General features: G+C 69.6%; 18 protein-coding genes. 13 read left to right on the top strand and 5 right to left on the bottom strand.

Going from position 1 to position 17,876, the window contains the following annotated elements:
• Positions 1-159 precede the first annotated feature (159 nt).
• The 5 genes from IEX49_RS02045 to IEX49_RS02025 all read left to right on the top strand — a co-directional run bounded on the left by IEX49_RS02045 (position 160) and on the right by IEX49_RS02025 (position 6,611).
• The gene (locus IEX49_RS02045) at positions 160-816 is read left to right on the top strand and encodes a hypothetical protein (protein WP_188804205.1); all 657 of its coding nucleotides are present in this window, start codon (positions 160-162) and stop codon (positions 814-816) included.
• Between the two features lie 165 nt (positions 817-981).
• Positions 982-2,607: an arylsulfotransferase family protein gene (locus IEX49_RS02040; RefSeq protein WP_188803673.1), complete on the top strand. Its 1,626-nt coding sequence runs from the start codon at positions 982-984 to the stop codon at positions 2,605-2,607.
• A 56-nt stretch (positions 2,608-2,663) separates the two neighbouring features.
• Complete coding sequence (gene ligA / locus IEX49_RS02035) at positions 2,664-5,225, top strand: NAD-dependent DNA ligase LigA (protein ID WP_188803671.1); 2,562 nt, start codon at positions 2,664-2,666, stop codon at positions 5,223-5,225.
• Positions 5,222-6,142 (top strand): inositol monophosphatase family protein, encoded by a 921-nt coding sequence (locus IEX49_RS02030; RefSeq protein ID WP_188803669.1) that lies wholly within the window; start codon positions 5,222-5,224, stop codon positions 6,140-6,142. The genes ligA and IEX49_RS02030 overlap by 4 nt, the downstream gene beginning before the upstream one ends.
• 4 nt (positions 6,143-6,146) lie before the next feature.
• A complete protein-coding gene (locus IEX49_RS02025) occupies positions 6,147-6,611 on the top strand; it encodes a glutaredoxin domain-containing protein (RefSeq protein WP_229672086.1) in 465 nt (154 codons plus the stop codon).
• On the opposite strand, the gene IEX49_RS02020 is transcribed toward IEX49_RS02025, so the two are convergent.
• A complete protein-coding gene (locus IEX49_RS02020) occupies positions 6,583-6,813 on the bottom strand; it encodes a hypothetical protein (protein ID WP_188803667.1) in 231 nt (76 codons plus the stop codon). The two genes, IEX49_RS02025 and IEX49_RS02020, sit on opposite strands and share 29 nt — an antisense overlap.
• Before the next feature lie 25 nt (positions 6,814-6,838).
• Here IEX49_RS02020 and IEX49_RS02015 point away from each other — a divergent pair, with 25 nt between their 5' ends.
• A complete protein-coding gene (locus IEX49_RS02015; protein ID WP_188803665.1) occupies positions 6,839-7,363 on the top strand; it encodes a CGNR zinc finger domain-containing protein in 525 nt (174 codons plus the stop codon).
• Here the strand turns inward: IEX49_RS02015 and IEX49_RS02010 are convergent.
• The 3 genes from IEX49_RS02010 to arsB all read right to left on the bottom strand — a co-directional run bounded on the left by IEX49_RS02010 (position 7,275) and on the right by arsB (position 10,740).
• Positions 7,275-8,723, bottom strand: coding sequence for an NAD(P)-binding domain-containing protein (locus IEX49_RS02010; protein ID WP_188803663.1), 1,449 nt, complete (start codon positions 8,721-8,723; stop codon positions 7,275-7,277). The genes IEX49_RS02015 and IEX49_RS02010 overlap by 89 nt on opposite strands.
• An 11-nt stretch (positions 8,724-8,734) precedes the next feature.
• Positions 8,735-9,559 carry an arsenate reductase/protein-tyrosine-phosphatase family protein gene (locus IEX49_RS17190; protein ID WP_505625262.1) on the bottom strand — a complete coding sequence of 275 codons (825 nt, stop codon included), beginning with the start codon at positions 9,557-9,559 and terminating at the stop codon, positions 8,735-8,737.
• Between the two features lie 68 nt (positions 9,560-9,627).
• A complete protein-coding gene (arsB, locus tag IEX49_RS02000) occupies positions 9,628-10,740 on the bottom strand; it encodes an ACR3 family arsenite efflux transporter (RefSeq protein WP_308421899.1) in 1,113 nt (370 codons plus the stop codon).
• Positions 10,741-10,817: 77 nt separating this feature from the next.
• Between arsB and IEX49_RS01995 the strand changes: the two genes are divergently transcribed.
• Entirely contained in the window at positions 10,818-11,207 is a 390-nt protein-coding gene (locus IEX49_RS01995) for an ArsR/SmtB family transcription factor (protein ID WP_188803659.1), read from the top strand.
• Positions 11,208-11,276: 69 nt separating this feature from the next.
• Here IEX49_RS01995 and bla read toward each other — a convergent pair whose 3' ends face one another.
• Positions 11,277-12,164 carry a class A beta-lactamase gene (gene bla / locus IEX49_RS01990; RefSeq protein ID WP_188803657.1) on the bottom strand — a complete coding sequence of 296 codons (888 nt, stop codon included), beginning with the start codon at positions 12,162-12,164 and terminating at the stop codon, positions 11,277-11,279.
• A 75-nt stretch (positions 12,165-12,239) separates the two neighbouring features.
• On the opposite strand from bla, the gene IEX49_RS01985 reads away from it, so the two are divergent.
• From IEX49_RS01985 to IEX49_RS01960, 6 genes are all read left to right on the top strand, one after another.
• The gene (locus IEX49_RS01985; RefSeq protein WP_188803655.1) at positions 12,240-12,695 is read left to right on the top strand and encodes a ribosomal maturation YjgA family protein; all 456 of its coding nucleotides are present in this window, start codon (positions 12,240-12,242) and stop codon (positions 12,693-12,695) included.
• On the top strand, positions 12,676-13,362 hold the full coding sequence (locus IEX49_RS01980) for a GNAT family N-acetyltransferase (protein ID WP_308421898.1): 687 nt from the start codon (positions 12,676-12,678) through the stop codon (positions 13,360-13,362). The genes IEX49_RS01985 and IEX49_RS01980 overlap by 20 nt, the downstream gene beginning before the upstream one ends.
• Positions 13,363-13,433: 71 nt before the next feature.
• Positions 13,434-13,730, top strand: coding sequence for an Asp-tRNA(Asn)/Glu-tRNA(Gln) amidotransferase subunit GatC (gene gatC / locus IEX49_RS01975; RefSeq protein ID WP_159549672.1), 297 nt, complete (start codon positions 13,434-13,436; stop codon positions 13,728-13,730).
• 5 nt (positions 13,731-13,735) lie between these two features.
• Positions 13,736-15,352: an Asp-tRNA(Asn)/Glu-tRNA(Gln) amidotransferase subunit GatA gene (gene gatA, locus IEX49_RS01970; protein WP_188803653.1), complete on the top strand. Its 1,617-nt coding sequence runs from the start codon at positions 13,736-13,738 to the stop codon at positions 15,350-15,352.
• The gene (gene gatB / locus IEX49_RS01965; RefSeq protein ID WP_188803652.1) at positions 15,352-16,866 is read left to right on the top strand and encodes an Asp-tRNA(Asn)/Glu-tRNA(Gln) amidotransferase subunit GatB; all 1,515 of its coding nucleotides are present in this window, start codon (positions 15,352-15,354) and stop codon (positions 16,864-16,866) included. Before gatA ends, gatB begins: the two co-directional genes overlap by 1 nt.
• A 46-nt stretch (positions 16,867-16,912) precedes the next feature.
• Positions 16,913-17,848, top strand: a complete 936-nt coding sequence (locus tag IEX49_RS01960) for a phosphotransferase (RefSeq protein WP_188803650.1) — start codon at positions 16,913-16,915, stop codon at positions 17,846-17,848.
• Positions 17,849-17,876: the final 28 nt, after the last annotated feature.

Raw genomic sequence — 17,876 nt, 5'->3', positions numbered from 1 at the left:
TGTGACGTTGATTCAGGGAGAGTGGCGATGAGCGTGGACGAGCAAGGTCAACGGGTCCAGCCGGCTTCGCCGGACGAGCAGGACCATCGAGACCAGCAGCTCACCGAGGGCAGCTCGGCGGCGCTGTCGATCGACTTCGTCGGCGAGTGGTACGAGGTCATGCCGGACCAGGTGTTCACCATCGGCCGCGAGGGTGACCTGGAGATCGACGACAACCCGTATTTGCACCGCCGGTTCATGGAGATCCGGCAGATCGACGGGCTGTGGTGGTTGTCCAACGTGGGCACCATGATCTCCGCGACCGTGGCGGACTCCTCCGGCGGCATGCAGGCCTGGGTCTCGCCCGGCTCCCGCATCCCGTTGGTCTTCGGCCAACTCAACGTGGTGTTCACGGCCGGGCCGACCACCTATGAGTTCTCGGCTCACCTGAAGAGCCCTTCGTTCATGCAGCAGTCCAACGGCAATGACGCCGTGGGGGAGACCACCATCGGCCCGGTGATCTTCACCCCGGCCCAGAAGGCACTCATCGTGGCCTTGGCCGAGCCGATCCTGCGCCGCGGTGGCACCGGATTCTCCACGGTGCCCTCCTCCGCCAATGCCGCCAAGAGGCTGGGCTGGCCGCTGACCCGGTTCAACCGCAAGCTGGACAACGTCTGCGACAAGTTGGATCGCGTGGGCGTGGCCGGGCTGCGCGGTGGTGGCGGCAAGCTGGCCACGAACCGCCGTGCCCGCCTGGTGGAGCATGCTGTGACTTCCCACCTGGTCACTCCGGATGACCTGCCGCTGCTGGACCAGTCCCTCGGCGACGAGGACTGACGCGGCTGCTCTGCCATCTGGACTGAACCGGCTGTACCGGGCGGGGCCGCCCGACTGAGTACATCACCGGCCACCGCCGGCCGAAGCTTGGCGCGGCACTGCCGTGCACGGTAGACACATCGCATGTGTGCAGGGTCTGGATACGGGGGCAAGCAGCCTTCTCGGGTGCTCGCGGCGTCCGCGATGCTGACCGTGGCGCTGGCGGTCTCCGCCTGCACGGCTGACGGCGGCGGTGGAGCCGCAGCGGGGAAGCAGCCGATTCCGCACCAGAGTTTCGCCAGCCGCCCGGACCTCAAGCCTCCGGTGGTGGAGATCACCCCTGGTCCCGCGTGGTCAGCCGAGTATGAGCAGTCCGAGGAGTTCACGTTCCTGACCCCCAACTACGGCTCGAAGACTCCCTCGGACGGGGCCGTGATCCTGGACGCCCGTGGGGAGCTGGTGTGGATGAGCCCGGCCGAGGATGACGACCCGGAGGACAATCCGTTCGACCTCCGGGTCCAGGAGTACCAGGGCGAGCCGGTGCTCACCGTCTACGAGGGAACCAGTGACGGCGGCATGGGGGATGGCGAGATCATCGTCCTCGACCAGTCCTATGAGGAGATCGCCCGCGTCACCACCGGCGGCTCGCTGGGGCCCGGCCAGGCGGACTTCCACGACACGACGATCACGCCGGAGGACACCATGCTGATCGCCGCCTACGTGCCGGCACCGGCAGACCTCAGGGACGTGGGCGGCCCGGAGGACGGGCACATCCAGGACGCCGTGGTCCAGGAGGTCGACATCGCCACCGGTGACGTGCTCTTCGAGTGGAGCGCCATCGGCCATGTACCCCTCACGGAGACCTTGCTCGACTTCGATGACGAACAGGCGGAACTGGAAAAGGAAGCCGAGGAGGCCGAGGAATCCGAACAGGCCGACTCGTCCGAAGCCTCCGATTCACAGACCGGACCGCCCGAGCTCGGCACGGAAGAGCACCCCTTCGACTACTTCCACATCAACTCCGTGACGGAGGACGATGACGGCTCTCTGCTGGTCTCGGCCCGCCACACCAACGCGGTGTACAAGCTGGACCGCGCCACCGGCGCGGTGGAATGGACTCTGGGCGGCTCGGCCAGCGACTTCGAGATGGGCGAGGGAGCGGACTTCACCTGGCAGCACGATGCACACCGGAGCCCGGACGGCACGCTGACCCTCTTGGACAACCACTCCCACGGCGGCAGTGACGACGAGTCCTCCCGCGGACTGCGCCTGGCCCTGGACGGGGACGCGATGACCGCGGAGGTGGCCACCGAGTACCTGCCGCCCGCCGACCGGGTGGCCAGTTCCATGGCGAACGTGCAGCAGCTGGCCAACGGGAACATGCTGATCGGCTGGGGCGCCCGCCCGCACTACTCCGAGTACACGCCGGGAGGCGAGCTCATCTACGACGTCTGCCACGGCGATGAATGCCGGGAGGACGAGTTCGAGGGCGGCGGCGGCAGCTATCGGGCGTACAAGTTCGCCTGGGAGGGACGGCCGGCGTCCGACCCGGACGTGGTGGTCCAGGACGGCGGTGAGGAGTACGACGGCGGCCCGGTTGCCTTCGTCTCCTGGAACGGAGCCACCGAGGTCACCCGGTGGCGGCTCATGGCCGGCGAGGACGAGGGCAGCGCCACCGAGCAGGCCGTCGTCGACCGCGAGGGATTCGAGACGGCCATCCCGGTTCCGGACGCTGCCGCGGAACTGCCGTACGCCGTCGTCGAGGCCCTGGACGCCGAGGGCACGGTGCTCGGGACGGCCCAGGCCCGGTGAGCGCCCGAGGGCGGGCGGAGGGTTATCCCGGGGGTTAGCGCGGCTAGGCTGGACCGGTGAGCAGCGAGCAGAAGAACGTCACGGATCCGAGCGTCGATCCACAGGTCGATTCCGCCGTCCAGCCCGAGGCGGAGGACATCCCGCCGGAGTCCCTGCGGGAGCAGTACGAGCACCTCGTGGACGAGATCCGCAAGCACCGCACGGCGTACTACCAGAACGATGCCCCGCTGGTCTCGGACGCTGAGTATGACGCGCTCTACCGCCGCCTCGAGGACCTGGAGGCGCTGCATCCGGAGATCGTCTCCAATGACTCGCCCACCCAGGAGGTCGGCGGGGAGGCGTCCGCCGCCTTCGCCCCGGTGACCCACCTGGCCCGCATGTACTCCCTGGACGACCTGTTCTCCATCGATGAGCTGCGCGCCTGGTACGCGAAGACCTCAGCCTCGATCGCGAACATCGCCCCCAGCGCTGCTGAGAAGGGCGTCCGCTGGCTCGTCGAGGTCAAGATCGACGGGCTCGCCGTGAACCTCCTCTACCGGGACGGCAAGCTCGTCCGGGCGGCCACCCGGGGGGACGGCACCACGGGTGAGGACGTCACGCACAACGTCATGACCATCAAGGACATCCCGCAGCAGCTCGCCGGGTCCGGCTGGCCCTCCGAGGTGGAGGTCCGCGGAGAGATCTTCATGCCCAGCGCGGATTTCCGCACCTTCAACGAACAGCGGGTGCGCGATGGCCTGGCCCCCTTCGCCAACCCCCGTAATTCCGCGGCCGGCTCCCTGCGGCAGAAGGATCCCGCCGAGACGGCCAAGCGGCCGCTGAGCATGTTCGTGCATGGCATCGGTGCCCACACCGGCCTCGACGCCGAGTCACAGCACGCCACCTATGACCTCCTCGCGTCCTGGGGACTGCCCACCAGCCCGTACACGAAGATCGTGGACTCCCTCGAGGGCGAGGGCGAGGGCGAGGGCGAGGGCGGCAGTGGCAAGGACGGCAACGGCGGCATACTCGGTTTCATCGAGGACAACGGCAACCAACGCCATGACCTCGTCCATGAGATCGACGGCATCGTCATCAAGGTCGACTCCTTCGCGTTGCAGCGGGCCCTGGGCCACACCTCCCGCGTGCCCCGTTGGTCGGCGGCCTACAAGTATCCGCCGGAGGAGGTCCACACGCGGCTGCTGGACATCAGGGTCAACGTGGGGCGCACCGGCCGCGTGACCCCGTACGCCGTGATGGAGCCCGTCCTCGTGGCCGGCTCCACCGTCTCGATGGCCACCCTGCACAACCAGGACGTGGTCAAGGCCAAGGCCGTGCTCATCGGGGACACCGTGGTGTTGCGCAAGGCCGGGGACGTCATCCCGGAGATTGTCGGTCCGGTGCTGCCGTTGCGCGAGGGCAAGAAGCAGGTGGAGGGGACCGGCCCGGTCGGGGAGGACGAACTGCGCGAGTTCGTCATGCCCACCGAGTGCCCGTCCTGCGGCACCACCCTCGCGCCGGCCAAGGACGGGGATGTGGACCTGCGCTGCCCCAACGCCCGTTCTTGCCCCGCCCAGCTCACCGGCCGCATCGAGCACGCCGCCTCCCGCGGGGCGTTCGACATCGAGGCGCTCGGCGAGGAGGCCGCCCTCTGGCTGACGAACGGCCCGGGGCCGGATCCGGCGGAGAACAATCAGCATGTGCGTCCCGAGGGGCCGGGGGTCATCACGGAGGACGCCGAGCTCTTCGACCTGGCGGACAGCGGCGAGAAGAACCTCAAGGATCCCTTCGATCCGGAAGGGCTGTCCGCATTCCAGGCCCGGCTGCGCGAGGTCATGGTCTGGCGGGAGAAGCGGAAGAAGGATCCCGAGACCGGCAAGCCGGTGCCCTCGGGCGAGTGGGAACTCAAGCCCTACTTCTGGACGCAGGGCACGGCCAAGAAGCCCGCGGAGCCCACGGCGAACACCCGCCGGCTCTTCCAGGAACTGCACAAGGCGAAGACGCAACCGCTGTGGCGGGTGCTTGTCGCACTCTCGATCCGGCATGTGGGCCCGACGGCGGCCCGCTCCCTGGCGACGGCGTTCGGCTCCCTGCAGGCCCTCCAGGCACTGGCCACGGAAGGGTCCGCGGGGCACACCGGGACGGAGGCAACGGCCGCGGACGAGCGCCGCGCCGCGGCACAGCAGCGCCTGGCGGACGTCGACGGGGTCGGGCCGATCATCGCCGAGGCGGTCATCGACTGGTTCGCTTCAGCCTGGCATCGGGAGATCGTCGAGCGTTGGCATGCGGCCGGCGTCGTGATGGAGGACGAGCAGGACGAGGACACCCCGCGCACCCTGGAGGGGTTGACGATCGTGGTGACCGGGTCGCTGGAGACCTTCAGCCGGGATTCCGCCAAGGAGGCGATCATCGTCCGCGGCGGCAAGGCGTCTGGCTCCGTCTCCAAGAAGACCGACTACCTGGTGGCCGGGGAGAACGCCGGCTCCAAGCTGGACAAGGCCGAGTCCCTCGGTGTCACGGTGCTGGACGAGGAGGGGTTTCGGACGCTGCTGGCCGAGGGACCGCCGGACTCTGAGGGCCCTGACGAGACTGACGCTGACTCTGCGTCTGACACCGAAACCACGGAGGAGACCGCATGAGCGCCAAGGGCCTGCTGGCCGTCGCCCGAGCCGCGGCCCGCGCCGGGGCCGAGGTGCTCGCCGAACGTCCCCTGGGCCCGACGCCGGCCACGCGTGCCGAGCTCGGAGCAGTCACCAAGTCCTCGGGCTCGGACTGGGTCACGGACTTCGACCGCCGCGCGGAGCAGGCGGTGCGCGAGGTCATCACCGCCTACCGCCCGAATGACGCGATCTCCGGTGAGGAGTACGGCCACACCGAGCCGGAGCACCCCTCCGGCTACCGCTGGTCGATCGACCCATTGGACGGCACCACGAACTTCATCCGGGGGATCCCGCAGTTCTGCACCTCCGTGGCCGTGGAGGGGCCGGCGGCGGCAGGCGAGACGCGCTGGCTGGCCGGGGCCGTCGTCGCGCCCGCCCTGGGCCGGACCTGGTACGCCTCGGCCGGCGACGGGGCCTTCTCCACCGTGGACACTCCGGGGATCCCGCAGGCCGACCTCCCGCCGGCCTCCGGGGAGCCGGTGCGCCTGAACGGGCCCCTTCCAGGCCGCTCCGGCCGATTGCTGGCCACGGGCTTCGCCTACGCGGGGCAACGCCGCGACTTCCAACTCGGCGCCCTGGCGGCGCTCATGCCCCATTTCGGGGACGTGCGGCGCATCGGTGCGGCGGCCCTGGATCTGTGCATGGTGGCTGACGGCACGCTGGACGCCTACGCCGAGTACGGCATCCAGGAACACGACTGGGCGGCCGGCGCGCTGATTGCCGAAGAGGCCGGAGTCCCGGTGCGGCGCCCTGCCTCCGGGGACGGCACCAACCACCCGGACTGGACGGTGGCCGGGGTGCTGGACTCGTCAGAGCCGACGGAGACGACTGAGCCGACTGGTCAGTCGAGCCCGCGGGCACACTCGTTGTTGCCGATGCCGCCCGTGGAAGACTGAGTCCATGCGCCAGCTGATGTCCAAGGCGTGGTTCGTGCCCGCCGTCATGCTCGCCCTCGGGCTGCTCTTCGCCTACTGGGGGCTGATCGGCCGGGGCCCGCTGAACTACGTGGCCGCGGCCATCCTGCTGTTCTTCGCCCTGCGCTTCGTCTCCACCACCCAGGTGCGGTCCCTGCCGGTCTCCGGGGTGGACGAGCACCTGGCGGCCGGGGGAGTGGTGGTGTACTGGCGGCCCGGCTGCCAGTATTGCGCCCGGCTCATCCGCGAGCTCGGCACCGAGGGGCGGGAGCGCGTGTACTGGGTGAACATCTGGAAGGACGCCGGCGCCGCAGACCGCGTCCGGCATTACCACCACGGCTTCGAGACCGTCCCGACGGTGGTGACCGCGGACGACCACTTCGTGGCCAAGGACGCCGAGTCCTATGACCGGGCCAAGGCCGTCATCCGCGGAGCCACTCCGGTGGACTGACCCCGATCACCCGGCTCAGCGCCGCGGGCGGCAGGCCATCGTTCCCCTGGACATCGACCCGGAGGGTTCCGCAGCCGGTGCAACGCACATAGAGCACCAGCCCCTCGGAGGTCAGATGCCGCGATTCCGCGCGCCACGCATGCTCGTGCCGGGTGGTCCGGTCTTCCTGCAGGGGCAGAGGGAACGTGTGGGGTGAGGTCATGAGGCCATCGTGATGTAATGGCATTATGCATCTCAACCCTTACGGAGAATACGCGGTCCTGCTCGCGGCCTCCCTGGCCAACGAGTGGCCTGATGACCGCCAGGGCATCGAGGAGCGCACCCGGGCCTTCGGGATGACGATGATCTTCCCGGCCGGAGCAGATGACCATGCCGCCACCGGCGCGGTGGTGGAGGACTGGCTGCGCGTCGTCGATGCGCCGCCGGAGGACGGTGAGCGTGCCCGCCTGCTGAACGAGCAGATGGCGGCGGCTGCGGCCTACCCACGCCTGACCGATCACGACGGCGAGGGGTGGCACCTCCACTATCGGGGCGAGAACGACTCGATGCCCTTCGTCCTGCGCGCTGTCATCAGCGTGGGGACCTCGTTGCACCTGGCCACGCGGGGGATGCACCGGCTGGGACGCTGTGCCGGCGAGCCTTGCTGCAACGTCGTCGTCGATGTCACCCGCAACGGCCGCCAGCGGTACTGCTCAGTGCGGTGTGCGAACCGAGCCGCCGTCCGTCGGCACCGGGCCCGTCCGTCACGGTGACGGGGGCGCAGCAACTCTGGACAGCTTCTTGCGTGATGGGGGCCGGTGTGTCGCAGGATCCACCCAGGTCGGTGGAGCAGACTCCGGTCTCGGGCAGGTCCAGTTGCACGGCGTCAGCGGCGGCTTGGTCCCCGGCCAGGGAGGCGGCGATGGAGCGGACTTGTTCGTAGCCGGTGGCCATCAGGAAGGTCGGGGCCCGCCCGTAGCTCTTCATGCCCGCGATGTAGAAATCCGACTCGGGGTGCGCGAGCATCCGCGCCCCGTGTGGGGCCACAGAACCGCAGGAGTGGAACTCCGGATCGATCAGCGGGCCGAGCTGACGGGGTGCGTCCACGGCCGGGTCCATGTCCAACCGGAGTTCGGACAGCATGCCCAAATCCGGGCGGAACCCCGTGGCTGGGGCCACCAGATCCGCAGCCACGGTCTGCTCGCCGGTCGGAGTGGAGGCATGCACGGAGAATCCATGCTCTGTGGTGGTGAATCTGGTGATGGTGAAAGAGGTGTGGATCTCGATAACCCCGGAATCCACCAAACGGCGCAGCCGGGTGCCCAGGGTGCCGCGGGCGGGCAGCTCGTCGCGATCCTCGCCGCCGTAGACGCTGGAGACGTCGGCCGAGCGCACGGCCCACGAGATCCGGGTGTCCGGCTCGTCCTCGGCCAGGGAACCGAGCTCGAGCAGGGTGTTGGCGGCCGAGTGGCCGGCCCCTACGACGAGCACATGCCGGCCGGCGAACCGCTGCCGATCCCGACCGGTGACGTCTGGCAACGCGGCGGTGATGCGCCCGGCCGCGAGCGCCTCGGTCTCGCCGGGGGCGGGCAGTCCGGACTGGCCCAGGGGGTTGGGCCGGGTCCAGGTTCCGGAGGCGTCGATCACCGCGGAGGCCTGGATATCCTCCATGGTGCCGTCGGTGTGCTGGGTCCGGACCAAGAAGGGGGTGTCGGCTCGGCCGGTGGTGCGGGTCTTGTCCATCCCGGCCCGGGTCACGGCGAGGACCCGAGTGTCGGTGCGCACGTGTTCGGCCAACGCGGTGGTGATGGCCAGCGGTTCCAGGTACTGATCCACCAGTTCGGTGCCGGTGGGCAGGGTCTGGGCGTCGGGTTCGGTCCAGCCGGTGGTGTGCAGTAGGCGGGCCGCGGCGGCGTCGATGTTGTACTGCCAGGGTGAGAACAGGCGGGTGTGGCCCCACGCGCGGATGGCGGTGCCGACGTCGTGCCCTGCTTCCAGGATCAGCGATGTCAGGCCGCGTTCGTGCAGGTGCGCCGCGGCAGCCAGTCCTACGGGCCCGGCGCCGATGACCACGATGGGCAGGTCCTGCGCCTCGGTGGGTGGGGGTGTGGTGGTGGAAAAGGCCTCAACCATGGGGATGATCCTCAATCGTTCGGTGTGGACGGCGTCGAGGGGTCGGGCAGCAGCTCGGTGATGAGCTGTTGGATGCGGGCCTTGATGTCGTCGCGGATGGGGCGCACGCCCTCGATGCCCTGGCCGGCCGGATCTTCCAGCTTCCAGTCCTCATAGCGCTTGCCGGGGAAGAACGGACAGGCGTCTCCGCACCCCATGGTGATGACCACGTCCGAGTCCTTCACGGCCTGCTCGGACAGCACCTTGGGTTGGTTCGCGCTGATGTCGATGCCTTCCTCGGCCATCGCCTCCACCGCAGCTGGGTTCACGGTGTCTGCCGGGGCGGAGCCTGCGGAGCGGACCTCGATCCGGCCTCCGGCCAGGTGCGACAGGTAGGCGGCGGCCATTTGGGAGCGGCCGGCGTTGTGCACACACACGAACAGCACAGAGGGCTTGTGCGTCGTGGCGGTGAGCTCGGCGAGGAGGACCCTGACGCGGGTGTCGATGTCGTCGCGGACCAGGCGCATCCGCTCGGCTCCCTCGATTCCGCGGGCGGAGGGCTCGTCGGTGTGCCAGGTCTCGATGGTGCCGGCCATGCCGTCGACCGGCTCGACTTTGGCCTCGTCGCCGAGGACGACCACTCGGTCCACGCGGGCCAGCAGGCGCGGGTCGATGGGCTTGGGGCGCCCAGCAGACATGTCCGCGCCGGCCTCGGCGATGACCTCAGCCGAGAGCGCGTTGATCGTCTCGCCGGGTTGGGTGCCAGCGGAATGGACCTCAACGGCATCGGCGGCCCGGTACTCCATCAGGGCCGCGGCCATCTGGGACTTGCCGCCGTTCTTCGCACAGACGAACATCACAGACGGACGGGATGGGGATCGTGGATCGGTGGACATCTCTACAGGTCTCCTGTCGGGGCGACGGTTCAGGCGCGGGTCGCCGAGAGGGCCTCAGCGCGAGCGGGGACGGTGGGGTCGCCGGGGAAGAGCTTGCGGCCGGCCCACAGGGACACGTACACAAGCCCGACCAGCACGGGCACCTCGATCAGGGGGCCGACGACGCCGGCCAGGGCCTGGCCGGAGGTGACGCCGAAGGTGCCGATGGCCACGGCGATGGCGAGCTCGAAGTTGTTACCGGCGGCAGTGAACGCGACGGTGGTGGACTTGGCGTAGTTCAGCCCGATGGCCTTGGACGCGATGAGGCTGATGCCGAACATGAGTACGAAGTAGGCCAGCAGGGGCAGAGCGATCCGGGCGACGTCCCAGGGATTGGTGGTGATGGCCTCACCCTGCAGGGCGAACAGCAGAACGATCGTGAACAGGAGTCCGTAGAGGGCCCAGGGGCCGATGCGGGGCAGGAAGTGGTTCTCGTACCAGTCCCGGCCCTTGGCCTTCTCACCGAAGTGGCGGGTCAGGAACCCGGCCAGCAGGGGAACGCCCAGGAACACCAGGACGCTGAGCACGATCGACCAGACGGAGAAATCGGCCGAGGTGGTCGGCAACCCCAGCCAGGACGGGAGTACCTGGAGGTAGAACCAGCCCAGGGCGCCGAACGCGATGACCTGGAAGCCGGAATTGATGGCCACCAGTACTGCGGCGGCCTCCCGGTCCCCGCAGGCCAGGTCGTTCCAGATGAAGACCATGGCAATGCAGCGTGCCAGGCCGACGATGATCAGCCCGGTGCGGTACTCGGGCAGGTCCGGCAGCAGCATCCAGGCCAGGGCGAACATCAGGGCCGGTCCGACGACCCAGTTCAACATCAGGGAGGTGACCATAAGCCGCTTGTCCCCGGCAACGCGGTGGGTCTCGTCATAGCGGACCTTGGCCAGCACCGGGTACATCATCACCAGCAGGCCGATGGCGATCGGCAGGGACACCTCGCCGACCTTCACTGCTTCCAGGGCGGTGTTCAGGCCGGGGATGAATCGGCCCAGGGCCAGTCCGACGACCATGGCCAGCAGGATCCAGGCCGGCAGCCAACGGTCGAGGAAAGACATCTCCTTCATCACCGGCTGGTGCGGGGCGGTGGTGGTGCTCATGCAGGCCCAACTCTCGTATCGATAACCATCGATGGGAACACTACTGGTCATATCGATGATCGTCAATGTAAGATGGGATGATGGTACCGACAGCTACCCAGACGGCCATTGCCGCCGCTGACACCGCGGACCGCCACCGCGCAGCCTCCGATTCATCCGGGTGCTGCTCCCTGGCGGCCGGTCCGATCGGCGTCGACGACGCTCACCGCTCAGCGGGCATGTTCAAGGCTCTGGCCGACCCCATGCGACTGCGCCTGTTGTCCCACGTGGCCGCGCAAGGGTGCGAGGCGGTCTGTGCCTGTGACCTCACCGAGGACCTGGGCATCAGCCAGTCCACCGTCAGCCACCACATGAAGAAGCTGGTCGACGCCGGGCTGATCGCCCGCGAACAGCGCGGCAAGTGGGCGCACTACACCGTGGTGCCGGAGGCCTTCGCCGCCCTGCGCAGCCTGCTCGAGATCGGCTGAACCGCCCCCTTCTCTGTGAGGGGGAAGGCGCTCATTCCAGTGAACATCGTCGGGCTCCTGCTCGGCATCTCAGGTCAGATCGTCAACGGCCACGGTGGCGGCCTGGGCCACGAAGTCGTCCTGGAACTGCCCCTCCGGGTCATCGAGGTTGGTGTAGACGGCCACCAGCAGCGGGGCATCACCCTCGCGCTCGATGACGGCGAGGTCATTGCGGGTGCCGTGGCCCAGCCCGGCACCACTCTTGTTCGCCACCGTCCAGGGGGCATCCTCCGGCACAGCCGCCCGGATCAGCCCCTCGCTGTTCTCCGAGGCCCGCATGGCCTCCAGCAGCTCATCCTGCGCCCACGGTTCGAGGGTCTCTCCCAGGGCGTAACCGCGCAGGTTCTCTGCGGCCTGGCGCGGCGTCGTGGTGTCCCGGGTCTCTCCGGGAGCCCACTCGTTCAGCGCTGGCTCCTCGCGGTCCACCGAGGTGATCCCATCCCCCATGCGGACCAAGGCGGCCTGCAGGCCCTCCGGGCCGCCGAGTGCATCGAAGAGCAGGTTGCCGGCGGTGTTGTCACTGTGACTGATGGCGGCCCCGATGATCTGCTCCAGGGTCATGCCCGTCTCCACGTGCTGTTCGGCGATCGGAGAGTTCGCCACCAGGTCCTCGGCGGAGTAGTGGATCCGCTGGTTCAGGTCCGCCGGCTGACTCTGGGCGAGCACGGCGGCGGCGGAGAACACCTTGTGCGTCGAGGCATATCCGAAACGCTCGTCCGCGCGGTACTGGACCTCCTCGCCCGTCCCGGTGTCCACGGCGTAGACCCCCACCCGCCCGGAGAACCGCTCCTCCAGATCGGTCAGGGCCTGATCTGTGGACGGAGCACTGGAGGCAGCGGGCCCGGCTTCCGCAGCAGGGCTGCACCCCGTGAGGAGCAGCGGGGCCAGAAGGACCGGAAGAATGAATGACGTGCGCATCGGTTCAGGCCTACCACGGCTCTGATCAGCCTGCGATGACCGGCGCGCTGTCCGCCCTGCAGCTGTCTACACTCAATGGGAGCCCGAACGACCTCCCGGAAGGGGACCGCCATCTCCGAGCCGACCCAGGCCCTCCCCACCCGCACCAGGCGCCTTCTCCTCGGCACCGCCGTCCCCGTGACCATCGCGCTCGGGCTGGGCATCCGCGCCCTCAGCACGGCAGCCTGGACGGGGCCGGCCGGAGATGCCCTGTATGCCGTGCTGATCTACCTCCTCGTCGCCATCCTGCTTCCGGCCCGGCCCCGGGTCCTCGTGGCCGGCCTGGCGCTGACCGGGTGCGTTGTGGTGGAGCTGCTCCAGCTCACCGGCCTCTCGGCGGAGCTGGGGGCACTGTGGGCACCGCTGCGCCTGGTCCTGGGCACCACCTTCGGGTTCGTGGACCTGGTGGCCTACGCCGGAGGAGTCGCCCTCGCCTACGCGGCCGACCGTCTGCTCGGCGTAGGATTCAGCCGTGCCGCACGAACGCCCTGAGAATCCAGACCCCACCGAAGACCTGCACCCGGCCCTCCGCGCCGCCGGGTGGCCGCAGTCGGTCTCGCGCGTACCCGGCGTCATGGTGCGTGACGCGCGGGCGGAGGATCATGCGGCGATCGCCCACCTCACGGTGACCTCCTACATCGACGGCGGTCATATTGACCCTGAGGACGAGTACATCGTGAACCTCCAGGACGTGGCCACCCGGGCACGCCAGGCCCGCGTCCTCGTCGGAGAGGTGGAGGCGAGCACGCTCGCCGAGCCACCATCACATCCTGGCGAGCCCGACGCCGGCCTGGCCGCACCCAGCGCCGCGGGCACCGTCGTCGCCGGGTCGGTGGTGCTGACCCTGCCGGGGATGCCGATGTCCGAGACCGCCCGGGAGGGCGAGTTCGAGTTCCGGATGCTGGCGGTGGACCCGCGGGTCCAGCGCCGCGGGGTGGCCCGCGCCCTGGTCCGTGCCGCGATCGACCGGGCCGAGCAGCTGGAGGGGATCGACGCCATCGTGTTGACCACCATGGTGACCATGACCGGAGCGCACCGGCTCTACGAATCCGAGGGATTCGTCCGGGTCCCCGAGCGGGACTGGCGCCTCTCGGACATCGGCCAGGCGCCGACGTCGGGCGAGGACCCGTTGTACTGGGTCTACCGGCGCGCGGTCTGAACCCAGCTCGGCAGTAGTCCGCACTAGACTGGGTGACCGAACCACCCCGCCCGCGGAACCACAGGAGATTCATGTCCGCCATCACCCGTGAGGACGTCGCCCACCTGGCGCGACTGGCCCACATCCGGATGGACGAGAACGAACTGGACAAGATGTCCGGAGAACTCGCCTTCATCATGGATGCCATCACCTCGGTCAGCGAGGTCGCCGGCCAGGACGTGCCCCGCACGTCCCACCCGATCCCGCTGCGCAACGTGTTCCGCGAGGACGTGCCCTCGGGCATGCTCACACAGGAACAGGCACTCGCCATGGCACCGGACGCCGAGGACGGCCAGTTCAAGGTCCCCGCGATCCTGGACGGGGAGTGATCGGCATGACTGAGCTGACTGAACTCTCCGCGAATGAACTGATCAAGCTGACCGCCCTGCAGATGGCCGAGCGCCTGCGCGCCGGCGAGATCACCTCGGTGGAGCTCACCCAGGCCCACCTGGACCGCATCGCTGCGGTGGACGGCCCGGCCGACGGCCAGGGCACCGGCGTGCACGCCTTCCTCCACGTCAACACCGAGGAGGCGCTCGCCGTGGCCGCCGAGGTGGACGCGATCCGAGCCGCCGGCGGCACCGAGGCGCAGGACCTGCACCCGCTGGCGGGCGTCCCCATCGCGGTGAAGGACCTCATCGTCACCGTCGGCCAGCCGACCACCGCGGCCTCGAAGATGCTCGAGGGCTGGATGAGCCCCTATGACGCCACCGTGGTGGAGAAGATCCGCGCGGCCCGCCTGCCGATCCTGGGCAAAACCAACCTGGATGAGTTCGCCATGGGATCCTCCACCGAGCACTCCGCGTTCGGGGACACTCGCAACCCGTGGGACCTGGGCCGGATTCCCGGCGGCTCCGGTGGTGGCTCCGCCGCCGCGGTGGCGGCCTTCATGGCCCCCCTGGCCCTCGGCACGGACACCGGCGGCTCGATCCGCCAGCCCGGCGCCGTCACCGGCACCGTGGGCGCCAAGCCCACCTACGGCGCGGTGTCCCGCTACGGCGTCATCGCCATGGCCTCCTCCCTGGACCAGGTGGGCCCGGTGACCCGTACCGTCTCCGATGCCGCCGCCCTGCAGGAGCTCATCGGCGGTCACGACCCCAAGGACTCCACCTCCCTGCCCGAGCCCATGGACGGCCTGCTCGAGGCGGCCCGCAACGGCGAACTCGCCGGGCTGCGCATCGGCATCATCGCAGAACTCGAGGGCGAGGGCTTCCAGGAGGGCGTGCTGGCCCGCTTCCAGGAGTCAGTGCAGGTCCTCAAGGACGCCGGGGCAGAGGTCTCCGAGGTCTCCTGCCCGCACCTCGGCTACGCCCTGGGCGCCTACTACCTGATCATGCCCTCGGAGGTCTCCTCCAACCTCGCCAAGTTCGATGGCGTCCGGTTCGGCAACCGCGTGGTCCCGGACGGCGGCGGCACCATCGAGCAGGTCATGGGTGCCACCCGTGCGGCCGGCTTCGGCGACGAGGTCAAGCGCCGCATCATCCTCGGCACCTACGCGCTCTCGGCGGGCTACTACGACGCCTACTACGGCTCCGCGCAGAAGGTCCGCACCCTGATCCAGCGCGACTTCGCCGCCGCGTTCGAGCAGGTGGACCTGCTGATCTCGCCGACCTCGCCGGTCACCGCCTTCCCGCTGGGGGAAAAGCTGGATGACCCGGTGGCCATGTACAACAACGACATCGCCACCATCCCCGCCAACCTGGCCGGCATCCCCGGCATCTCGGTGCCGGCCGGCCTGTCCGAGGGCCTGCCCGTGGGCATCCAGTTCCTGGCCCCCGCCCGGGGGGATGCCACCATGTACCGCGCCGCCGCCGCACTCGAGTCCCGCCTCGAGGAGGCCTGGGGCACCCCGTTCTGGGCCCAGGCCCCGGAACTGGCCGCCTCGAGCGCCGCCGCACCGGCCGGCGTCGAGAACGCCGCCGCTACCGCAACTGCAGGAGGAGAGAACTGATGGCCGCCGTCACTGACGAGGTGCTCACGTTCGACGAGGCGATGGCCCAGTACGAGCCCGTGCTCGGCTTCGAGGTCCACGTGGAGCTCAACACGAAGACCAAGATGTTCTCCTCGGCCCCCAACGGCTTCGGCGACGAGCCGAACACCAACGTCACCCCGGTGGACCTCGGCCTGCCGGGCGTGCTGCCCGTGGTCAACGGCAAGGCCGTGGAGTACTCCATCAAGCTCGGGCTGGCGCTGAACTGTCAGATCGCGGAGGTCTGCGGTTTCGCCCGGAAGAACTACTTCTACCCGGACACCCCGAAGAACTTCCAGACCTCGCAGTATGACGATCCGATCGCCCACGACGGCTGGCTGGACGTCGAACTCGAGGACGGCACGGTCTTCCGCGTGGAGATCGAGCGCGCCCACATGGAGGAGGACGCCGGCAAGCTGACCCACCAGGGTGGGGCCTCCGGCCGCATCCAGGACGCCGCCTCCTCGCTGGTGGACTACAACCGCGCCGGCGTTCCGCTGGTGGAGATCGTCACCAAGCCGATCACCGGGGCCGGTGAGCGCGCCGCCGAGCTGGCCAAGGCCTATGTCACCCAGATCCGTGACATCGTCAAGAACCTCGGCATCTCGGACGCCCGGATGGAGCGCGGCAACGTCCGCTGCGACGCCAATGTGTCCCTGATGCCGAAGGGCTCCACCGTGTTCGGCACCCGCACCGAGACGAAGAACGTCAACTCCACCCGGGCCGTGGCCCATGCGGTGACGTACGAGATCCAGCGCCAGGCCGCCGTCCTCGCCTCCGGCGGCAGCGTGACGCAGGAGACCCGCCACTGGCAGGAGGGCACCCGCACCACCACCTCGGGCCGTCCCAAGTCGGACGCGGACGACTACCGTTACTTCCCGGAGCCGGACCTCGTGCCGATCCACACCACGGCGGAGTGGATCGAGCGCCTGCGCGCTGAGCTGCCGGAGCCGCCGGCCGAGCGCCGCAAGCGCCTGCAGGCGGACTGGGGCTTCTCGGACGAGGAGTTCCGGGACGTGGTCAACGCCGGCGTGCTGGACGAGATCGCCGCCACCATCGAGGCCGGCGCCAGCGCCTCCGCCGCCCGCAAGTGGTGGATGGGGGAGATCGCCCGCCTGGCCAACCTGGCCGAGAAGGACATCGCCGAGCTCGGGGTCACCCCGGCGGACGTGGTCGAGGTCGAGGCGTTGATCGCCGAGAAGACCATCAATGACAAGCTTGCCAAGCAGGTCCTCGGCTTCGTCGCCGACGGCGAGGGTGCCCCGCGGGCCATCGTTGAGGCCCGCTCGCTCGCCGTGGTCTCGGACGACGGCGCGCTGAACGCCGCCGTGGAGGCCGCCATCGCCGAGAATCCGGGCGTGGTGGACAAGATCAAGGCCGGCAAGCTGCAGGCCATCGGTGCCCTGATCGGCCCGGTCATGAAGGCCACTCGCGGCCAGGCGGACGCCGCCCGTGTCCGCGAGATCGTGATGGAGCAGTTGGGCGTCAGCGAGTAGCCCACCCGTCAACCTCCCAGAGACCAGGTTCCCAGAGAGGGGCAGCATGCCGTGGGAGTTGCGTGACGGTGAGCCGGTCATCGACCCGGCGCTGGCCCGCGCCCTGCTGAGAGAGCAGCACCCCGACCTCGCCCGCATGCCGCTGGGGGAGCCCGTCCGCGGTTGGGACAACACCATGGTCCGGCTCGGGGAGCGGCTCGCCCTCCGCCTGCCCCGGCATGCCCAGGCCGAGACGCTGCTCGACCGGGAAGTCGCCTGGCTGCCACGGCTGGCGTCCCAGCTGCTGGCCGGACTGCCGTCCGGCACCGCACCGCACACCATCCCCGCCATCCCGACGCCGGCCCGCACCGGCGTGCCTGGCGCCGGCTACCCGTTCCGCTGGGCCGTGGTGCCCTGGGTGCACGGGACACCGGCGGTCCACGCGCCCCTCGAGGTCCGGGATGCCTACGCCCCCAGCCTGGCCGCCACCCTGCGGGCACTGCACCAGCCGGCACCCGCCGACGCCCCCGCCAGCGCCTTTCGCGGGGTGGACCTGGCCGACGTGGAGGACCGTTTCGCCCGGCGCTGGGATGCCTTGGCCGGCGATCTCGGCCGGGAACGCCGGGACCAGCTCGCCGAGGTCTGGAGCCGGGCGGTGAACGCGGCGCCGTACTGCGGTCCCCGGGTCTGGCTCCACGGGGATCCGCACCCGAACAACACGGTGCTGGCCGGCGTCGGGCCGGGGCCCCTGCACAGTTCTCCGGTGCTCGTGGATTTCGGTGACCTGTGTGCCGGGGATCCGGCCTCGGACCTGGGCTCGGCCCTGTTGCATTTCTCACCTTCCGGCCGGGAGGCCTTCATGACCGCCTACGACGCCGGTCTGGTTCCGGACTCTGCCCTGTGGGCCCGGGCGCAGGGCTGGGCGGTGAACTACGCGCTCATCTTCGCGGCCCAGTCCCCGGGGGAGGCGTTGCGCCCGTTGGGGCGGGGCCTGCTGGGCTGAGGCTCGACGCGCCCGTCCGGTCCCACGT

The sequence above is a fragment of the Citricoccus zhacaiensis genome, assembly GCF_014645315.1.
GTDB lineage: Bacteria > Actinomycetota > Actinomycetes > Actinomycetales > Micrococcaceae > Citricoccus > Citricoccus zhacaiensis.
This window is presented reverse-complemented; position numbering and strand designations above follow the sequence as displayed.

What these genes read in the sequence shown, in the direction of transcription:
- IEX49_RS02045 (WP_188804205.1), top strand. Translation starts at nt 160, where the DNA reads ATGCCGGACCAGGTGTTCACCATCGGCCGCGAGGGTGACCTGGAGATC.
- IEX49_RS02030 (WP_188803669.1), top strand. Translation starts at nt 5,222, where the DNA reads ATGAGCGCCAAGGGCCTGCTGGCCGTCGCCCGAGCCGCGGCCCGCGCC.
- IEX49_RS02025 (WP_229672086.1), top strand. Translation starts at nt 6,147, where the DNA reads ATGCGCCAGCTGATGTCCAAGGCGTGGTTCGTGCCCGCCGTCATGCTC.
- IEX49_RS02020 (WP_188803667.1), bottom strand. Translation starts at nt 6,813, where the DNA reads ATGACCTCACCCCACACGTTCCCTCTGCCCCTGCAGGAAGACCGGACC.
- IEX49_RS02015 (WP_188803665.1), top strand. Translation starts at nt 6,839, where the DNA reads ATGCATCTCAACCCTTACGGAGAATACGCGGTCCTGCTCGCGGCCTCC.
- IEX49_RS02010 (WP_188803663.1), bottom strand. Translation starts at nt 8,723, where the DNA reads ATGGTTGAGGCCTTTTCCACCACCACACCCCCACCCACCGAGGCGCAG.
- IEX49_RS17190 (WP_505625262.1), bottom strand. Translation starts at nt 9,559, where the DNA reads ATGTTCGTCTGTGCGAAGAACGGCGGCAAGTCCCAGATGGCCGCGGCC.
- arsB (WP_308421899.1), bottom strand. Translation starts at nt 10,740, where the DNA reads ATGAGCACCACCACCGCCCCGCACCAGCCGGTGATGAAGGAGATGTCT.
- IEX49_RS01995 (WP_188803659.1), top strand. Translation starts at nt 10,818, where the DNA reads ATGATGGTACCGACAGCTACCCAGACGGCCATTGCCGCCGCTGACACC.
- bla (WP_188803657.1), bottom strand. Translation starts at nt 12,164, where the DNA reads ATGCGCACGTCATTCATTCTTCCGGTCCTTCTGGCCCCGCTGCTCCTC.
- IEX49_RS01985 (WP_188803655.1), top strand. Translation starts at nt 12,240, where the DNA reads ATGGGAGCCCGAACGACCTCCCGGAAGGGGACCGCCATCTCCGAGCCG.
- gatC (WP_159549672.1), top strand. Translation starts at nt 13,434, where the DNA reads ATGTCCGCCATCACCCGTGAGGACGTCGCCCACCTGGCGCGACTGGCC.
- gatA (WP_188803653.1), top strand. Translation starts at nt 13,736, where the DNA reads ATGACTGAGCTGACTGAACTCTCCGCGAATGAACTGATCAAGCTGACC.
- gatB (WP_188803652.1), top strand. Translation starts at nt 15,352, where the DNA reads ATGGCCGCCGTCACTGACGAGGTGCTCACGTTCGACGAGGCGATGGCC.
- IEX49_RS01960 (WP_188803650.1), top strand. Translation starts at nt 16,913, where the DNA reads ATGCCGTGGGAGTTGCGTGACGGTGAGCCGGTCATCGACCCGGCGCTG.